This window comes from Enterobacter sp. MALB-1 (assembly GCF_041021625.1).
Lineage (GTDB): Bacteria > Pseudomonadota > Gammaproteobacteria > Enterobacterales > Enterobacteriaceae > Enterobacter > Enterobacter oligotrophicus.
Window position 1 is genome coordinate 3000386 of sequence record NZ_JBDPJL010000001.1, and the last position, 16577, is coordinate 3016962.

Below are 16577 nucleotides of genomic sequence, written 5' to 3' on the forward strand. Positions count from 1 at the left end.
TTCAATGTTCAGGCTAAACATTATGCAAATGATTAAACAGTGCTTTTTCTTACTGGTTCTGGGAACCGCAGCGTTATTTATGCCCCATGCAAAGGCCACCTGCACCTCGCCGGACATGCCAAAAATGATTAACGTGGCCTCTATTTCAATCCCGACGACGCTTGCCGTGGGCGAAACCATTCCGGGTACGGAGCAGACGGTACACGTTGCCAGTAATTGCAACCAAAGTGTCGATAGCGGGCAGGAAATCGTCTCCTGTTATTACGGTACGGGAGCAGAGATCCCCGGACTGCGAGGCGTGTATGACTCCGGCGTACCTGGCGTGGGCATCGCTCTGATGAATGACAAAGGCCAGCGAATCAGCGGCGCAGGCGGCGTACAGTGCGATTCGCGGGGGACACCCGTTGGCTATGTCTCTACCGACGGGCAACAATCGTTTAGCTTCGAAGTCACGCTGGAACTGGTGAAAACGAGCAATACGGTGTCAGCAGGCACGCTGGTGCAGGGGCAGACGGAATTCGGCATCGGCGTTTTTGGCCATGAAGGGATCGGCAACCCTAACCATATCTCCTATTCCGGCAACGTTACTTTCCACGAAGTAACGTGCAACGTGTCACCGAAAAATCTCACCATCAATCTGGGTGATTTCCCGGTCAGTGATTTTATCGGTGCAGGCGTGCTCTCCTCACCGGCACAGAAATTCTACGTCAGCGTTAATTGCGACACCACGGTGCAGCCTGAAATCAAAATAAACAGTGCCAATGGGTATGAATCCGGCTATGAGGGCGTCATCAAACTCACTCAGCAAACCGGCATGGCGACGGGGGTCGGCGTCAGAATGCTCTTTGACGACAATATCGCCACCTTTGACACCTATATCCCGACAAAACAGCCAGCGAATGCCAATGAAACGTTAGCGATCCCGTTCGAGGTGCGCTATGAGCAGGTCAGCGACACGGTGACTCCTGGCCCTGCAAACAGTATTGCGACCCTCACCCTTGCCTATAAGTGATCATTATGAAAAAGACAGCATTGCTCCTGGCCCTGGGTCTGATAGCCCAGGCGCACGCAGAGGATATCCAGATACAGATGACAGGCAATATCTACGCCAATACCTGTGTCATCGACAGCGCCAGCCGCAATCTGACGGTAGATTTAGGTCAGGCGGTGGCGGGTAATTTTAAAGACGTGGGAGACACTGGCGAGTGGAAAGATTTTTCCCTGTCGGTGACACATTGCCCGGCAACGCTCGCGCTGGCTACCGCCTTTTTTTACGGACAGGCAGACAGCATACACCCGACAAAATTTGCCAACACCGGCAGCGCGAAAGGGCTGGCGCTGGAGCTGGCAGACCGTCAGGACAAAATACTCATCGCCCCGCAGGCGGCGTTTAACGTCCCGATCAACTCAGCCGATCACACCGCAACGTTTCCTCTGGCTGCACGTTACTACGCCACCTCTATGCCCGTCAGCGCCGGAACCTTCAACAGCGTGATTCAGGTGACCTTTACATACCAGTAGGACCGCGCCCCTTAGCACGGATGCTTTTCTTACGCCCGGCGGTCAGTTTTGCCGGGCGTTTTTTTACCTCCGGCACGTCGGGTTGCTCAATCGGGAAAACGGGAAGCGCATTCAGGAGGCGTTGGCCGTAGTTTTTGGTCAACAAACGCTTGTCATAAATCACTACCTCGCCCCAGCAGCCGTGGCTACGAATCAGACGCCCCACCTGCTGGATCAGGTTAAACGACGCCGCAGGCAGGCTTTGTACCTCAAACGGATAGCGGTTCAGACTTTTCAGCCACTCGCCTTCGGTGATCACCACCGGACTGTCGATTGGCGGAAAGGCAATTTTGTGGATGTGTACCTGCGTCAGGTAGTCTCCTTTCAGATCCAGCCCTTCGGCGAAGGACTGCAACCCGACCAGCACGCTGCGCTCGCCGTTATCAATACGTTTACGATGGGTTTCCACCAGCCGGTAGCGTGGCTGATCGCCCTGCACCAGCAGGAGTAAACGCAGGTCGGTGACGTATTCCAGGAAACGCTGCATCGCGCGCCCGCTGGCAAACAGCACCAGCATGCCGGGGTATTTTTTGCTCTCGATCTGCTCGCGGAAGTAGGCTGCCATTTCCGCAATGTGCTGCTCTTCGTTGTCGATGAGCGGCTCAAACTTCATGCGCGGAATGACCAGCTTGCCCTGTTCGCAGTGGTTAAACGGCGAGTCCAGTGCTACAAAGCGGTCGCCCGCTTTCTCTTTCAGGCCGCTCATCTCCTGCAAGCGTGAGAAACTGTTCAGGGATCGCAACGTCGCAGAAGTGATGACCACATGGGGTACGCTGCGCCAGATAAGTTTTTCCAGCTGATCGGCGACACGAATACCCACGCAGTGGAAAAACAGATGCACCTGCCCCTCTTTCACTTCACGCGTTGCCCATTTGGTCACTGGCGCGCCGGATGCCTGGGCTAAAGAGGCCAGCCGCCACAGTTTGCTCTGCGCCTCAAACATGCCGAGCGCGCGGTTCATCTGGAGCAGAATGCGGTGCAGACGGACCACGTCATGCGTGCCGGTTTTCTCACTCAGATCGTTTAAAAACAGCTCCGCCAGTCCGCGCAGCTTTTCGAGGTGCTTCGCCAGCTGCTGGCAGATCTCCATCACCTCTTCCGGCAGTTCCCCCATCGCAAAGCGGTGTTCCGCCTCCTGGGTCGCCGGAAGATAGAGATTCAGGATGTTGTTGAGTGATGAAATGAGGCTGTAAACCTCTTCGCAGTGCTCGCTCAAGCGCTCAGGCACCGCCAGCGGCGGCGTGGTTTTCGGGCGAAACTGCTCCATGCAGGTCGCCACCAGCTTGCAGAAAAGATCGAGCTGCAGACGAAACCACGGCGCGGTGATTTCAGCGCTCATCTCCAGCGCGTCGCGCGCCACGTCCGGCAGATGGTGGCCTTCATCAAGCACCAGCAGCAGGTTTTTCGGCTCCGGCAGTACCGATTCGCTCTCCAGCGCGGCCATCACCAGCGCATGGTTAGCCACGACCACTTCCGCTTCCTGAATTTCGCGCCGGGCGACAAAAAACGGGCATTCACGGTAGTAGTGGCAGTTGCGGTTCAGACAGCTGGCTTTATCGGTGCTGAGCCTGCGCCACAAATCATCGCCAATTGCCTGGCTGGTATGATCGCGCAGACCGTCCCATTTGTAGCCGTCGAGATCGGCTTTCAGCTTCGCACATTGTTCCTGCTCGACCTTGTTGTTCGGCGTGAGTTCATCGTCGAGAAATGCCAGCAGATCCTGTTGATTAGGCTCACTGCTGGCAAGCGCGGCCAGATTGCGCGGGCAAACGTAGCGCCCACGCCCAAAGGCCGCCGTAAACCGCAGGTCGGGGATGATTTTGCGCAGCAGCGGTAAATCTTTGCTGAAGATCTGATCCTGCAGCGCCACGTTGGCGGTGCTGACCACCAGCGTTTTATCCTCTTCCCGCGCAATAGCAATACCGGGAATCAGATACGACAAGGTTTTCCCGACGCCGGTCGGGGCTTCAATCGCCAGATGTCGCCCGTCATCCCCGGCGAGCGTTTTTGCCACGTCAGCAATCATCTGCCGCTGCGGTGCTCGGGGGATAAAATCGGGGATCTGCTGTTGTAGCGCCTTATACCATGCGCCAATTTGCGCTTTGAGCGCAGCGGTTAAAGCCATTGGAAAACCTGAAATACTGTATAAACAGCCACTATTGTGGCACTTTCTCTCCGCTGCCGCAAAAAGAAAAGCCCGGCTTTACGACCGGGCTTCCAGATTACTGCGGTTTAGCAGGCTTACGCGGGCGGCGTCGGCGCTGCCCTTCCCCTGCCGGTTTTGCCTCACCGCTGCGCCACGGGTTTTCACCACCAGATTTAGCCTCACTGCTGCGGCGCGGAGGTTTTCCCGGTTTTTTCGGTGCGCCGCCTTCTGAACGACGCGGCTGCTGACCACGACCGCCGCCGCCGCGCTGCTGGCGACCGTTTTGAATGGGCTCAGCCTGAATGGACGGGTCCACCTCATAGCCCGGCGTTTCGATACGCGGGATCTCTTTTTTCAGCAGACGCTCGATATCACGCAGCAGTTTGTGTTCATCCACACAAACCAGTGAAAGCGCTTCACCGGTTGCCGCCGCACGACCGGTACGGCCAATACGGTGAACGTAGTCTTCCGGCACGTTCGGCAGCTCGTAGTTCACCACATGCGGTAGCTCTTCAATATCCAGGCCACGCGCCGCGATGTCGGTTGCTACCAGCACGCGGATATCGCCAGATTTAAAGTCCGCCAGCGCACGGGTACGTGCCCCCTGGCTCTTGTTGCCGTGGATGGCGGCACTGCGAATGCCGTCTTTATTCAACTGCTCCGCCAGGTGGTTAGCGCCGTGCTTGGTACGGGTAAAGACCAGCACCTGCTGCCAGTTGCCCTGACCGATCATCTGGGAGAGTAACTCCCGCTTACGTTTTTTGTCGACGAAATGCACGTGCTGCGTCACCTGCTCGGAGGCGGTGTTACGGCGCGCCACTTCCACTTCCAGCGGGTTATGCAGCAGCTTTTCCGCCAGCGCCTTGATCTCATCGGAGAAGGTCGCAGAGAACAGCAGGTTCTGACGACGCGCAGGCAGTTTTGCCAGCACGCGGCGGATATCATGAATGAAGCCCATGTCCAGCATACGGTCGGCTTCATCCAGCACCAGGATTTCGATGCTATCGAGCTTCAGCGCGTTCTGGTGTTCCAGATCCAGCAGGCGACCCGGCGTTGCCACCAGCACGTCCACACCGCCGCGCAGCTTCATCATCTGCGGGTTAATGCTGACGCCACCGAAAACCACCAGCGAACGAATGTTGAGATAGCGGCTGTAATCACGCACGTTCTCACCAATTTGCGCCGCCAGCTCACGGGTTGGCGTGAGGATCAGCGCACGAACCGGACGACGGCCTTTAGCGTGCGGCTGATTTTTTACCAGCAGTTCTAACAGCGGCAGGGTAAAGCCCGCCGTTTTACCGGTGCCGGTCTGGGCGCTGGCCATCAGGTCACGCCCCTGCAGAACAGCAGGAATAGCCTGCTGCTGGATTGGGGTTGGCTCGACGTAACCTTGTTCTGCGATCGCGCGCAGAATTTCCGGGCTCAGGCCAAGGGAATCAAAAGACATAAAAACTCCGAACCGCCCCGACCATCACAGGTGTAGTTTTCAGGGAGATATAACAATTGGGAGGACAAAAACCACAATGCCATGAAGCAGCGGAGTGTAGCAGCTTTTGTGACGTGGCGCATAAAATATCCCTCAGGGATTCATCGACGAAATATTTCCCGCCAAAGGGGCAACTGGACAAAATGGCGAACCGGGCATAATCTTAATCAATCGATTGATTAATTTTTAATGCCGCCATGAATACGACACCCACAACAACCAAAGGTGAACAGGCCAAAAGCCAGCTTATCGCCGCTGCGCTGGCACAGTTTGGTGAGTATGGACTCCATGCCACCACGCGGGATATCGCCGCGCAGGCCGGGCAAAACATTGCGGCGATCACCTACTATTTTGGTTCTAAAGAGGATTTATACCTCGCCTGCGCCCAGTGGATTGCCGACTTCATTGGCACAAATTTTCGCCCGCATGTTGAAGAGGCCACCGCGCTGTTCAGCCAGCCAGCACCTGACCGTGCCGCTATTCGTCAGCTTATCCTTAACGCCTGCCATAATATGATCCGTCTGCTGACGCACGACGATACGCTGAACCTGAGTAAGTTTATCTCCCGCGAGCAACTCTCCCCCACTGCCGCTTACCAGCTGGTACACGACCAGGTGATTGCGCCGATGCACACCCACCTGACCCGGCTGATTGCGGCCTACACCGGGCGAGAGGCCGACGATACCGAGACGATTTTGCATACCCATGCCCTGCTGGGCGAAGTGCTGGCCTTTCGTCTGGGCCGGGAGACCATCCTGTTACGCACGGGCTGGACACAATTCGATGAGGATAAAGCCGCGCAGATTAGCCAGGTCATCACCTGTCATGTTGATCTGATCCTGCAAGGCTTAACGCAAAGGAGCCTGAAGTCATGAAAAAACCTGTCGCCATCATTCTGGTGGTTGTCGTGTTGCTTGCTGCGGGCATCGGCGGCTGGCTGTGGTATCAGAGCCAGCAGGATCGTGGCCTGACGCTGTACGGTAACGTCGATATTCGTACTGTGAATATGAGCTTCCGCGTTGGCGGGCGTCTGGCCTCGCTGAACGTTGACGAAGGCGATACGATTAAAACCGGGCAGACGCTGGGGATGCTGGACAAAGCGCCCTACGAGAACGCCCTGTTGCAGGCAAAAGCAGGCGTTTCCGTGGCTCAGGCGCAGTATGACCTGATGCTGGCAGGCTACCGTGATGAAGAGATCGCCCAGGCCGCCGCTGCCGTTAAGCAGGCGAAAGCCGCCTATGACTACGCGCAGAACTTCTATAACCGTCAGCAGGGACTGTGGAAAAGCCGCACCATTTCCGCCAACGATCTGGAAAATGCGCGTTCATCCCGCGACCAGGCACAGGCCACGCTGAAATCCGCGCAGGATAAGTTAAGCCAGTACCGCACCGGTAACCGCGCGCAGGACATTGCCCAGGCGAAAGCCAGCCTTGAACAGGCGCAGGCGCAATTAGCGCAGGCGGAGCTGGATCTGCATGACACCACGTTAATCGCGCCGTCTGACGGTACGCTGATGACCCGCGCCGTGGAGCCGGGCAGCATGCTCAGCGCAGGCAGCACCGTATTAACGCTCTCTCTGACCCGCCCGGTGTGGGTGCGTGCCTACATTGATGAGCCGAACCTCGGCCAGATGCAACCGGGCCGCGAGCTGCTGCTCTATACCGACGGTCGCCCGGACAAGCCGTATCACGGCAAAGTGGGCTTTGTCTCCCCTACCGCCGAGTTCACGCCGAAAACCGTTGAAACACCGGATCTGCGTACCGACCTGGTGTACCGCCTGCGCATTATCGTCACCGATGCGGACGACGCGCTGCGTCAGGGTATGCCGGTCACCGTAAAAATCAACGACGGGGAACGACATGAATGATGCGGTTATTCAGATTAACAATCTGGTCAAACGCTTCGCGGGGATGGAGAAACCCGCGGTAGCGCCGCTGAACTGCACCATCCAGAAAGGCTATGTGACCGGGCTGGTCGGCCCCGATGGTGCAGGTAAAACCACGCTAATGCGCATGCTCGCGGGGTTGCTTAAGCCGGATGAAGGCTCGGCCAGCGTGCTGGGCCTCGATCCGATTAAAGATGACGGTGCGCTCCACGCCATGCTCGGCTATATGCCGCAGAAGTTTGGGCTGTATGAAGACCTGACGGTGATGGAAAACCTGAATCTGTATGCCGACCTGCGCAGTGTCACCGGTGAAACGCGGCAGAAAACCTTCGCCCGTCTGCTGGCGTTTACGTCGCTTGGCCCGTTTACCGACCGGCTGGCGGGCAAGCTCTCCGGCGGGATGAAGCAGAAGCTGGGGCTGGCCTGTACGCTCGTGGGCGAGCCGAAAGTTCTGCTGCTGGATGAGCCCGGTGTGGGCGTGGACCCGATTTCCCGCCGCGAGCTGTGGCAGATGGTGCACGAGCTGGCGGGCGACGGGATGCTGATCCTCTGGAGCACCTCCTACCTCGACGAAGCGGAACAGTGCCGCGACGTGCTGCTGATGAACGAAGGCGAGCTGCTCTATCAGGGTGAACCAACAAAACTGACGCAAAGCATGGCCGGGCGCAGCTTTCTGCTGCACAGCCTGCAGGAGTCCAACCGCAGGCTGCTGCAACGGGTGCTGAAACTGCCGCAGGTGAGCGACGGGATGATTCAGGGCCGTTCGGTGCGGGTGATCCTCAAAAAAGAGGCGACCTTCGACGATATTCGCCGTGCGCCGGGCATGCCTGAGATCGACATGACGGAGACGGCTCCGCGCTTTGAAGATGCGTTTATCGATCTGCTGGGCGGGGCGGGCACGTCGGAATCGCCGCTGGGTGCGATCCTGCACACGGTTGAGGGCACGCCGGGCGAAACGGTGATCGAAGCGAAATCCCTGACCAAAAAATTCGGGGATTTTGCCGCCACTGATAACGTCAATTTCGCGGTGAAACGCGGCGAGATTTTTGGCCTTCTCGGGCCGAACGGCGCGGGGAAATCGACCACCTTTAAAATGATGTGCGGCCTGCTGGTGCCTACCTCCGGTAAAGCGCTGGTGCTGGATATGGATCTGAAGATCAGCTCCGGCAAGGCGCGACAGCATCTCGGCTATATGGCGCAGAAATTCTCGCTGTACGGCAACCTGACGGTTGAGCAAAACCTGCGTTTCTTCTCCGGTGTCTACGGCCTGCGGGGTCGCGCGCAAAACGAGAAAATCAGCCGTATGACCGATGCGTTTGGCCTGACGAATATCGCTTCGCACGCCACCGATGAGCTGCCGCTCGGTTTTAAGCAACGCCTGGCGCTGGCCTGCTCGCTGATGCATGAGCCGGATATCCTGTTTCTCGATGAACCCACCTCAGGCGTTGATCCCCTCACACGCCGTGAATTCTGGCTGCATATCAACAGCATGGTGGAGAAAGGCGTTACCGTAATGGTGACAACCCACTTTATGGATGAGGCGGAGTATTGCGACCGTATCGGGCTGGTTTACCGCGGCAAGCTGATTGCTCACGGTACGCCAGACGATCTGAAAGAACAGGCCGCCGACGAAAAACAGCCGGACCCGACCATGGAGCAGGCATTTATCACGCTTATCCATGACTGGGATAAGGAGCATACCAATGAGCCATAACGTGATGTCGTTGCGCAGGGTGCGCGCGCTGTGCGTTAAAGAGACACGCCAGATCGTCCGTGACCCGAGTAGCTGGCTGATTGCGGTGGTGATCCCCCTGCTGCTGCTGTTTATCTTTGGCTACGGGATTAACCTGGATTCCAGCAAGCTGCGCGTCGGGATTTTGCTGGAACAGCAGAGCGAAGAGGCGCTGGATTTCACCCACGCGATGACCGGCTCGCCTTATATTGACGCCACGATCAGCGACAACCGCCAGGAACTGATCCAGAAAATGCAGGCCGGGAAAATTCGTGGTCTGGTGGTGATCCCGGTGGATTTCGCGGCCAACATGGCGCGGGCGAATACCGATGCCCCGATACAGGTGATTACTGACGGCAGCGAACCGAACACCGCGAACTTTGTGCAGGGCTACGTGGAAGGCATTTGGCAACTGTGGCAAATGCAGCGGGCCGAGGACCGGGGTGAAACGTTCGAACCGCTGATTGACGTGCAGACGCGCTACTGGTTTAACCCTGCCGCCATCAGCCAGCATTTTATTATTCCCGGTGCGGTAACCATCATCATGACGGTGATAGGCGCAATTCTTACTTCGCTGGTCATCGCCCGCGAATGGGAGCGTGGCACGATGGAGGCGCTGCTCTCGACCGAAGTGACGCGGGTTGAGCTGCTGCTTTGCAAGCTGATCCCCTACTACTTCCTCGGCATGCTGGCGATGCTGCTCTGCATGCTTGTCGCCGTCTTTATCCTCGGCGTACCGTATCGCGGTTCGCTGGTACTGCTGTTCCTCATCACCAGCCTGTTTCTGCTGAGCACGCTGGGAATGGGGCTGCTCATCTCCACCATCACCCGCAACCAGTTTAATGCCGCGCAGGTGGCGCTCAACGCGGCCTTTTTACCGTCGATTATGCTGTCCGGATTTATCTTCCAGATAGACAGCATGCCTGCGGTGATCCGCGCCGTGACCTACATTATTCCTGCCCGTTACTTTGTGAGTACCCTGCAGAGCCTGTTCCTCGCCGGGAATATTCCGGTGGTGCTGATTATCAATATCCTGTTTTTGATGGCGTCGGCGGTAATGTTTATCGGGTTGACGTGGATGAAAACGAAAAGAAGGTTAGATTAACCATCGGATTTTGTAGGTCGGGTAAACGAAAGCGCCACCCGACAGGAGGACGACGCGATGTTTCACCGTTTATGGACATTAATACGCAAAGAGCTGCAATCCTTGCTGCGTGAGCCGCAAACCCGCGCCATTCTGGTGTTACCGGTGCTGATCCAGGTGCTGTTGTTCCCGTTTGCCGCCACGCTGGAGGTAACAAATGCGACCATCGCCATCTATAACGAAGACAACGGCAAACATTCCGTCGAGCTGACACAGCGTTTTGCCCGCGCGAAAGCCTTCACCCACGTGCTGCTGCTGAAAAGCCCGCAGGAGATCCAGCCCACCATCGACACGCAAAAAGCGCTATTGCTGGTGCGTTTTCCGGCGGACTTCTCCCGCAATCTGGATACTTTCCAGACCGCGCCGATGCAGCTGATCCTTGACGGGCGTAACTCCAACAGCGCCCAGATCGCCGCTAACTATCTGCAGCAGGTGGTGAAGGATTACCAGCAGACATTAATGGAGGGAAAACCTAAACCCAATAACAGCGAGCTGGTGGTGCGCAACTGGTATAACCCGAATCTGGATTACAAGTGGTTTGTGGTACCGTCGCTGATCGCCATGATCACCACCATCGGGGTGATGATCGTCACCTCCCTGTCCGTCGCGCGTGAACGCGAGCAAGGCACGCTCGATCAGCTCCTGGTGTCGCCGCTGGCGACCTGGCAGATTTTCGTCGGTAAAGCGGTTCCGGCGCTGATTGTTGCCACCTTCCAGGCCACCATCGTGCTGGGGGTAGGGATTTTTGCTTACCAGATCCCGTTCGCCGGATCGCTGGCGCTGTTCTACTTCACGATGGTGATTTACGGGCTGTCGCTGGTGGGGTTTGGACTGCTGATTTCCGCCCTCTGCTCCACGCAGCAACAGGCGTTTATCGGGGTGTTTGTGTTTATGATGCCAGCAATTTTGCTTTCCGGGTATGTTTCACCCGTCGAGAACATGCCGGTCTGGTTGCAGGATCTGACGTGGATAAACCCGATTCGACACTTTACGGATATCACCAAGCAAATCTATCTGAAGGATGCGAGTCTGGATATTGTCTGGGGAAGTTTGTGGCCGCTACTGGTCATCGCGGCCACGACAGGCTCAGTGGCCTATGCGATGTTTAGACGCAACATTGCGTAGCTTTTTCTCTTTGGTCAGTAACGAGACCACCGCGGGCCCTGCAAGAATAGCCAGACCGGCCAGCGCCAGCAGCAGGTTGTTTTGCAGCACACGTGACAGCAGCCACAGGACAATCATTGCCGCACCGAAATACCACGTGGTGGTGAGCTCTTCGAGCACATCACCCACTTCACGCCAGCGTGCTTCGTGGTGACGCTGTAAGAACAGCATCGACAGCACAGTCACACCGTAAAGCACACATAACCCTAAGCCCACACGCACCAGCGTGCCGCTCATCCAGCCCATCACCAGTACGGCCACGACCAGTAAATGCAACATTATCTGCCAGCAACTAAGACCTGTTGCGACACGAACACGTTGTTGCCACTTCATGGCTTCTCTCCTAAAGGATTTTTATCTGCTTATTCAGACTACCGCACTTTACGGAAAATTCCGTAACGCCGCATCTTTTTGTGACGCCTACTACACTTTATTTTCATCGGGATAGTCACCCAGGAAGGTGTTTATGACCAATAAAACGCAGCATTTCTCGCTTAAGGTGCTGACGATAAACATTCATAAGGGCTTCACAGCATTTAATCGCCGCTTCATTTTACCGGAGCTGCGCGACGCGGTACGCACCGTCAGCGCGGATATTGTCTGCCTGCAGGAAGTGATGGGCGCGCATGAGGTACATCCCATGCATTTTGAAAACTGGCCCGACACGCCTCACTATGAATTTCTGGCCGATACAATGTGGAGCGATTACGCCTACGGACGCAATGCGGTCTACCCTGAAGGGCACCACGGCAATGCGGTGCTGTCACGTTTTCCGATAGAGCATTACGAGAACCGCGACGTATCCGTGGGCGAAAGCGAAAAACGCGGGCTGCTTTACTGCCGCATCACACCGCCTGACCTGGAATTTCCCGTTCACGTAGGCTGTGTACATCTTGGCCTGCGTGAAGCGCACCGTCAGGCACAGTTGCAGATGCTGGCCGACTGGAGCAACGCGCTGCCAGAAGGTGAACCCGTGGTCGTTGCCGGTGATTTCAACGACTGGCGGCAGCGGGCCAACCATCCGCTGAAAGTGAACGCCGGACTGGAGGAGATTTTTACCCGCGCCAATGGACGTCCCGCACGTACGTTCCCGGTGCGCTTTCCCCTGCTGCGCCTTGACCGCATCTACGTAAAAAACGCCCATGCCAGCAGCCCGACCGCACTGGCGTTACTCAACTGGCGACATCTCTCCGACCACGCCCCACTCAGCGCGGAGATCCATTTATGAAATGTTCATGGCAGGAAGGTAACCGCATTACGCTGCTGGAAAATGGCGATCATTATTATCCGGCCGTGTTTAAAGCGATTGATAACGCACAGCAGAAAGTGATCCTCGAAACGTTTATCTGGTTCGAAGATGAGGTCGGCAAGCAGCTTCACAGCGTGCTCCTGCGTGCCGCCCTTCGTGGCATTAAAATTGAAGTCCTGCTTGATGGTTATGGCTCGCCGGATCTCAGTGATGCGTTCGTGAACGAGCTGACCTCTGCGGGCGTGGTGTTCCGCTACTACGATCCTGGCTCTCGCCTGTTTGGTATGCGCACCAACCTCTTCCGCCGGATGCACCGCAAAATTGTGGTCGTTGATGAGACGGTGGCGTTTGTTGGCGGCATTAACTACTCCGCCGAACATATGTCCAACTACGGCCCGGAAGCGAAGCAGGATTACGCGATTCGCATTGAAGGGCCGGTGGTTCAGGACATCCTGCTGTTCGAGCTGGAAAACCTGCCCGGAAAAGAGGCCGCTCGCCGCTGGTGGAGGCGACGCCATCGCCCGGAAGAGAACCGCAAGCCCGGTGAAGCGCAGGCGTTGTTTGTCTGGCGGGATAACGACGAGCACCGGGACGACATTGAACGTCATTACCTGAAGATGCTGGCAAACGCGAAGCGCGAGGTAATTATCGCCAACGCGTACTTCTTCCCTGGCTACCGCCTCTTACACGCAATGCGTAATGCTGCCCGACGCGGAGTGCGCGTGAAGCTGATTGTGCAGGGTGAGCCAGACATGCCGATTGTCAAAGTTGGCGCACGCCTGCTTTATAACTATCTGGTGAAAGGCGGCGTGCAGATATATGAATATCGCCGCCGACCGCTGCACGGAAAAGTGGCACTGATGGACGATCACTGGGCGACTGTCGGCTCCAGTAATCTCGATCCGCTGAGCCTGTCACTCAATCTGGAAGCCAATCTGATCATCCACGATCGCCAGTTTAACCAGACCCTGCGCGATAACCTTCAGGGTCTGATCGTCAATGACTGCGTGCGGGTTGATGAATCCATGGTGCCGAAACGCACCTGGTGGAACCTGGGCATCGGCGTGGTGGTGTTCCATTTTCTGCGCCATTTCCCGGCAATGGTCGGCTGGCTGCCCGCGCATACGCCGAAACTTGCGCAGGTGGAACCTCCTGTTCAGCCTGAAATGGAAACCCAGGACCGCATTGAAGCGGAAGATGGAGGGAAAACCTGATGTCGAAATCGCATCCTCGCTGGCGACTGGCGAAGAAGATCCTCACCTGGCTGTTCTTTATTGCTGTCGCAGTGCTGCTGGTGGTGTACGCCCGGAAAGTCGACTGGGAAGAGGTATGGAAAGTTATCCGCAACTACGACCGGATGGTGCTGCTGGGTGCCGTTGGGCTGGTGATCGTGAGCTACCTGATCTACGGCTGTTACGATCTGCTGGGCCGGGCGTATTGTGGTCATAAACTCTCAAAACGACAGGTGATGCTGGTATCGTTTATCTGTTATGCCTTCAACCTCACGCTCAGCACCTGGGTTGGCGGTATCGGCATGCGCTATCGCCTCTACTCTCGTCTGGGGCTGCCGGGCGGGACCATCACGCGTATTTTCTCGTTAAGCATCACGACCAACTGGCTGGGCTATATTCTGCTCGGCGGCGTGATCTTCACCTTTGGTGTAGTGCAGCTACCTGCACACTGGTACATCGACGAAACCACGCTGCGGATTTTGGGCATCGTGCTGCTGTTGATTATCGCCCTGTATCTGTGGGCATGCGCCTTTGCGAAACGCCGTCATATGACCATCAAAGGGCAAAAGCTGGTGCTGCCCTCCTGGAAATTTGCAGTTCTGCAGATGGTCGTCTCCAGCGCCAACTGGATGGCAATGGGGGCAATTATCTGGATGCTCATCGGCGAAGACGTGAACTATTTCTTCGTGCTTGGCGTGCTGCTGGTGAGCAGTATTGCCGGAGTGATTGTGCATATTCCGGCGGGAATTGGCGTACTGGAAGCGGTCTTTATCGCCCTGCTTGCCGGGGAACATGTTTCGCAAGGCACGATTATCGCCGCCCTGCTCGCCTATCGTATGATTTATTACTTCCTGCCGCTGGCGCTGGCAACGGTCTGTTATCTGGTGCTGGAGAGCCGGGCGAAGAAGCTGAGAGCGAAGAACGAAAAGGCGTTGGCAAAATGATTTTTGTCGGGTGGCGCTGCGCTTACCCGACCTACGAAACCGGAACCGTAGGCCGGGTAAGGCGAAGACGCCACCCGGCAAAACAACCTTAGCGACGATTGCCGAAAATACGCAGCAGCATCAGGAACAGGTTGATGAAGTCCAGATACAGCGTCAGGGCACCCAGAATCGAGTATTTGCGCAGGTTTGAACTGTCGCGCACGTCGATCTGCTCACCGATGTTTTTCAGCTTCTGGGTGTCGTAAGCCGTCAGGCCGACGAAGACCACCACCCCGATATAGGTCACCGCCCACATCAGCGCCTCACTCTTCAGCCACAGGTTGACCAGCGACGCCAGCACAATCCCGATCAGCCCCATAAACAGCATGCTGCCGAAGCCGCTCAGGTCACGCTTAGTCGTGTAACCATAAAGGCTCATTGCACCGAACATCCCGCCGGTCACCACAAACGTGCTGGCGATAGAAGAGTAGGTATAGACGATGAAAATACTGGAAAGCGTCAGCCCGGTTAACGCCGAATAGAGCATAAACAGCGTGGTCGCCATCCCGGCACTGAGTTTTTGCACCAGCCCTGAGAGAACAAACACCAGTGCCAGTTGCGCAATAATCAGCCCGAAAAAGGTGATTTTGCTGGAAAAGATAAACATCATCAGTTCAGGCGTGTTTGCGGCATACCACGCGATAAATGCGGTAAGCAGCAGGCCGACTGTCATCCAGCCGTACACCTGAGCCATATACGTCTGCAGCCCGCTACGGGTCTGCTGTACTATTGAATCGGAACGCGGAAATCGGTCCATGATTCACTCCTGATTAAATTGACACACACGTTAAGACTAACACATCCACGTAAACCGACTACCAACGACCGGCAGCTTGTTTGTCGCTATCACGCGACTCAACCCATCTGTCGCCTTCCGGCGTCGCTTCACGCTTCCAGAACGGTGCTTTTGTTTTAAGGTAATCCATAATGAACTCCCCTGCCGCAAATGCGCTACCGCGGTGTGCGCTGGTAACCCCAACAAAAACAATCTCCTCGCCCGGCCACATTTCACCGATACGGTGGATAACGGTCACGCGCCCGAGCGGCCAGCGGCCTCGCGCCTCTTCCACAATCTCCGTGAGAGATTTCTCCGTCATTCCCGGATAGTGCTCCAGCGTCAGCGCTTTTACGCTGTCGCCGAGGTTGTGGTTGCGCACTTTACCGGTAAACGTCACGACCGCGCCGTCCTCATCGCGTTCGGCCAGCCAGTCATATTCTTTACCGACGTTAAAGCGATCGTGACTGACCAGAATTCGGGTTTCAGCCATCTTAGCCCCCTGTAACCGGCGGGAAAAAAGCGACCTCATCACCCGCCGTCAGCGGATGGTCAAAATCAACCAGCGTCTGGTTAACCGCCGCCAGCAGCTTGCCTTCATCCAGCGCCAGCGCCCAGCGGTCGCTTTGTGTAGCCAGATGTGCACGCAGGGCGGCAACGTTTTCAAACGAGCCGTCCAGCGTCAGGCTGTCGGTATTAACCAGCTCGCGCACCTGGGCAAAAAAGAGCACCTTAATCATGGCTGTCCACCTTAAAATCGCCGGATTTGCCGCCGCTTTTCGCCAGCAGGCGAACCGGACCAATCACCATGTCTTTTTGCACGGCCTTGCACATATCGTAGATGGTCAATGCGGCCACAGACGCGGCCGTCAGTGCTTCCATCTCAACGCCCGTTTTACCGGTTAAGCGACACAGCGATTCAATGCGAACGCGGTTGTGCTCCGGCTGCGCCTGCAGATTCACTTCCACTTTGCTCAGCATCAGCGGGTGGCACAGTGGGATTAAGTCCCAGGTACGTTTCGCAGCCTGAATACCGGCAATACGGGCGGTGGCAAAGACATCACCTTTGTGGTGGCTGCCGTCGATAATCATCGCCAGGGTTTCTGGCAACATGGTGACGAACGCTTCAGCGCGCGCCTCGCGCACCGTTTCCGCTTTGGCGGAGACATCCACCATGTGCGCTTCACCAGCGGCGTTAATGTGGGTCAGTTGCGACATAAC

17 protein-coding genes are annotated in these 16577 nt (G+C 56.5%); 10 read left to right on the plus strand and 7 right to left on the minus strand.

Features of this window, described 5'->3' with window-relative positions; all coding sequences use genetic code 11:
- Nucleotides 1-22 precede the first annotated feature (22 nt).
- Complete coding sequence (locus ABGB15_RS14350) at nt 23-1012, plus strand: fimbrial protein (protein ID WP_369064198.1); 990 nt, start codon at nt 23-25, stop codon at nt 1010-1012.
- A 5-nt stretch (nt 1013-1017) separates the two neighbouring features.
- A complete protein-coding gene (locus ABGB15_RS14355; protein WP_152083950.1) occupies nt 1018-1521 on the plus strand; it encodes a fimbrial protein in 504 nt (167 codons plus the stop codon).
- Here the strand turns inward: ABGB15_RS14355 and dinG are convergent.
- Together dinG and rhlE are read right to left on the minus strand one after the other, a co-directional pair.
- A complete protein-coding gene (gene dinG / locus ABGB15_RS14360; protein ID WP_215723402.1) occupies nt 1508-3685 on the minus strand; it encodes an ATP-dependent DNA helicase DinG in 2178 nt (725 codons plus the stop codon). The two genes, ABGB15_RS14355 and dinG, sit on opposite strands and share 14 nt — an antisense overlap.
- A 97-nt stretch (nt 3686-3782) precedes the next feature.
- Nucleotides 3783-5153: an ATP-dependent RNA helicase RhlE gene (rhlE, locus tag ABGB15_RS14365; RefSeq protein ID WP_152083948.1), complete on the minus strand. Its 1371-nt coding sequence runs from the start codon at nt 5151-5153 to the stop codon at nt 3783-3785.
- 236 nt (nt 5154-5389) lie between these two features.
- Between rhlE and cecR the strand changes: the two genes are divergently transcribed.
- From cecR to ABGB15_RS14390, 5 genes are read left to right on the plus strand one after another with little or no spacing between them, the layout of a single operon-like run.
- Entirely contained in the window at nt 5390-6067 is a 678-nt protein-coding gene (gene cecR / locus ABGB15_RS14370; RefSeq protein ID WP_152083947.1) for a transcriptional regulator CecR, read from the plus strand.
- Nucleotides 6064-7059 carry a secretion protein HlyD gene (gene hlyD / locus ABGB15_RS14375; RefSeq protein ID WP_215723401.1) on the plus strand — a complete coding sequence of 332 codons (996 nt, stop codon included), beginning with the start codon at nt 6064-6066 and terminating at the stop codon, nt 7057-7059. Before cecR ends, hlyD begins: the two co-directional genes overlap by 4 nt.
- Nucleotides 7052-8791, plus strand: a complete 1740-nt coding sequence (locus ABGB15_RS14380; RefSeq protein ID WP_215723400.1) for an ATP-binding cassette domain-containing protein — start codon at nt 7052-7054, stop codon at nt 8789-8791. The genes hlyD and ABGB15_RS14380 overlap by 8 nt, the downstream gene beginning before the upstream one ends.
- The gene (locus ABGB15_RS14385) at nt 8781-9914 is read left to right on the plus strand and encodes an ABC transporter permease (RefSeq protein WP_152083944.1); all 1134 of its coding nucleotides are present in this window, start codon (nt 8781-8783) and stop codon (nt 9912-9914) included. Before ABGB15_RS14380 ends, ABGB15_RS14385 begins: the two co-directional genes overlap by 11 nt.
- Before the next feature lie 57 nt (nt 9915-9971).
- Nucleotides 9972-11078, plus strand: coding sequence for an ABC transporter permease (locus ABGB15_RS14390; RefSeq protein WP_152083943.1), 1107 nt, complete (start codon nt 9972-9974; stop codon nt 11076-11078).
- On the opposite strand, the gene ABGB15_RS14395 is transcribed toward ABGB15_RS14390, so the two are convergent.
- Nucleotides 11040-11450, minus strand: coding sequence for a YbhQ family protein (locus ABGB15_RS14395; protein WP_115874544.1), 411 nt, complete (start codon nt 11448-11450; stop codon nt 11040-11042). The genes ABGB15_RS14390 and ABGB15_RS14395 overlap by 39 nt on opposite strands.
- Nucleotides 11451-11583: 133 nt before the next feature.
- On the opposite strand from ABGB15_RS14395, the gene ABGB15_RS14400 reads away from it, so the two are divergent.
- The 3 genes from ABGB15_RS14400 to ABGB15_RS14410 are packed head-to-tail and all read left to right on the plus strand — an operon-like array spanning nt 11584 to nt 14542.
- Nucleotides 11584-12345 carry an endonuclease/exonuclease/phosphatase family protein gene (locus ABGB15_RS14400; protein ID WP_152083942.1) on the plus strand — a complete coding sequence of 254 codons (762 nt, stop codon included), beginning with the start codon at nt 11584-11586 and terminating at the stop codon, nt 12343-12345.
- Complete coding sequence (gene clsB, locus ABGB15_RS14405) at nt 12342-13580, plus strand: cardiolipin synthase ClsB (RefSeq protein WP_152083941.1); 1239 nt, start codon at nt 12342-12344, stop codon at nt 13578-13580. Before ABGB15_RS14400 ends, clsB begins: the two co-directional genes overlap by 4 nt.
- Entirely contained in the window at nt 13580-14542 is a 963-nt protein-coding gene (locus ABGB15_RS14410; protein ID WP_152083940.1) for a YbhN family protein, read from the plus strand. Before clsB ends, ABGB15_RS14410 begins: the two co-directional genes overlap by 1 nt.
- Nucleotides 14543-14630: 88 nt before the next feature.
- Here ABGB15_RS14410 and ABGB15_RS14415 read toward each other — a convergent pair whose 3' ends face one another.
- The 4 genes from ABGB15_RS14415 to moaC are packed head-to-tail and all read right to left on the minus strand — an operon-like array spanning nt 14631 to nt 16574.
- On the minus strand, nt 14631-15338 hold the full coding sequence (locus ABGB15_RS14415; RefSeq protein WP_014883084.1) for a Bax inhibitor-1/YccA family protein: 708 nt from the start codon (nt 15336-15338) through the stop codon (nt 14631-14633).
- 58 nt (nt 15339-15396) lie between these two features.
- A complete protein-coding gene (moaE, locus tag ABGB15_RS14420; protein WP_215723399.1) occupies nt 15397-15849 on the minus strand; it encodes a molybdopterin synthase catalytic subunit MoaE in 453 nt (150 codons plus the stop codon).
- 1 nt (nt 15850) lies between these two features.
- On the minus strand, nt 15851-16096 hold the full coding sequence (gene moaD / locus ABGB15_RS14425) for a molybdopterin synthase sulfur carrier subunit (protein ID WP_152083938.1): 246 nt from the start codon (nt 16094-16096) through the stop codon (nt 15851-15853).
- Nucleotides 16089-16574, minus strand: coding sequence for a cyclic pyranopterin monophosphate synthase MoaC (gene moaC / locus ABGB15_RS14430; RefSeq protein ID WP_008501142.1), 486 nt, complete (start codon nt 16572-16574; stop codon nt 16089-16091). Before moaC ends, moaD begins: the two co-directional genes overlap by 8 nt.
- Between the last annotated feature and the right edge of the window lie 3 nt (nt 16575-16577).

Coding starts and splice junctions, on each gene's coding strand:
- ABGB15_RS14385 (WP_152083944.1), top strand. CDS start 8,781: ATGAGCCATAACGTGATGTCGTTGCGCAGGGTGCGCGCGCTGTGCGTT.
- hlyD (WP_215723401.1), top strand. CDS start 6,064: ATGAAAAAACCTGTCGCCATCATTCTGGTGGTTGTCGTGTTGCTTGCT.
- moaD (WP_152083938.1), bottom strand. CDS start 16,096: ATGATTAAGGTGCTCTTTTTTGCCCAGGTGCGCGAGCTGGTTAATACC.
- ABGB15_RS14415 (WP_014883084.1), bottom strand. CDS start 15,338: ATGGACCGATTTCCGCGTTCCGATTCAATAGTACAGCAGACCCGTAGC.
- ABGB15_RS14380 (WP_215723400.1), top strand. CDS start 7,052: ATGAATGATGCGGTTATTCAGATTAACAATCTGGTCAAACGCTTCGCG.
- ABGB15_RS14350 (WP_369064198.1), top strand. CDS start 23: ATGCAAATGATTAAACAGTGCTTTTTCTTACTGGTTCTGGGAACCGCA.
- moaC (WP_008501142.1), bottom strand. CDS start 16,574: ATGTCGCAACTGACCCACATTAACGCCGCTGGTGAAGCGCACATGGTG.
- ABGB15_RS14355 (WP_152083950.1), top strand. CDS start 1,018: ATGAAAAAGACAGCATTGCTCCTGGCCCTGGGTCTGATAGCCCAGGCG.
- clsB (WP_152083941.1), top strand. CDS start 12,342: ATGAAATGTTCATGGCAGGAAGGTAACCGCATTACGCTGCTGGAAAAT.
- rhlE (WP_152083948.1), bottom strand. CDS start 5,153: ATGTCTTTTGATTCCCTTGGCCTGAGCCCGGAAATTCTGCGCGCGATC.
- moaE (WP_215723399.1), bottom strand. CDS start 15,849: ATGGCTGAAACCCGAATTCTGGTCAGTCACGATCGCTTTAACGTCGGT.
- ABGB15_RS14395 (WP_115874544.1), bottom strand. CDS start 11,450: ATGAAGTGGCAACAACGTGTTCGTGTCGCAACAGGTCTTAGTTGCTGG.
- ABGB15_RS14410 (WP_152083940.1), top strand. CDS start 13,580: ATGTCGAAATCGCATCCTCGCTGGCGACTGGCGAAGAAGATCCTCACC.
- cecR (WP_152083947.1), top strand. CDS start 5,390: ATGAATACGACACCCACAACAACCAAAGGTGAACAGGCCAAAAGCCAG.
- dinG (WP_215723402.1), bottom strand. CDS start 3,685: ATGGCTTTAACCGCTGCGCTCAAAGCGCAAATTGGCGCATGGTATAAG.
- ABGB15_RS14400 (WP_152083942.1), top strand. CDS start 11,584: ATGACCAATAAAACGCAGCATTTCTCGCTTAAGGTGCTGACGATAAAC.
- ABGB15_RS14390 (WP_152083943.1), top strand. CDS start 9,972: ATGTTTCACCGTTTATGGACATTAATACGCAAAGAGCTGCAATCCTTG.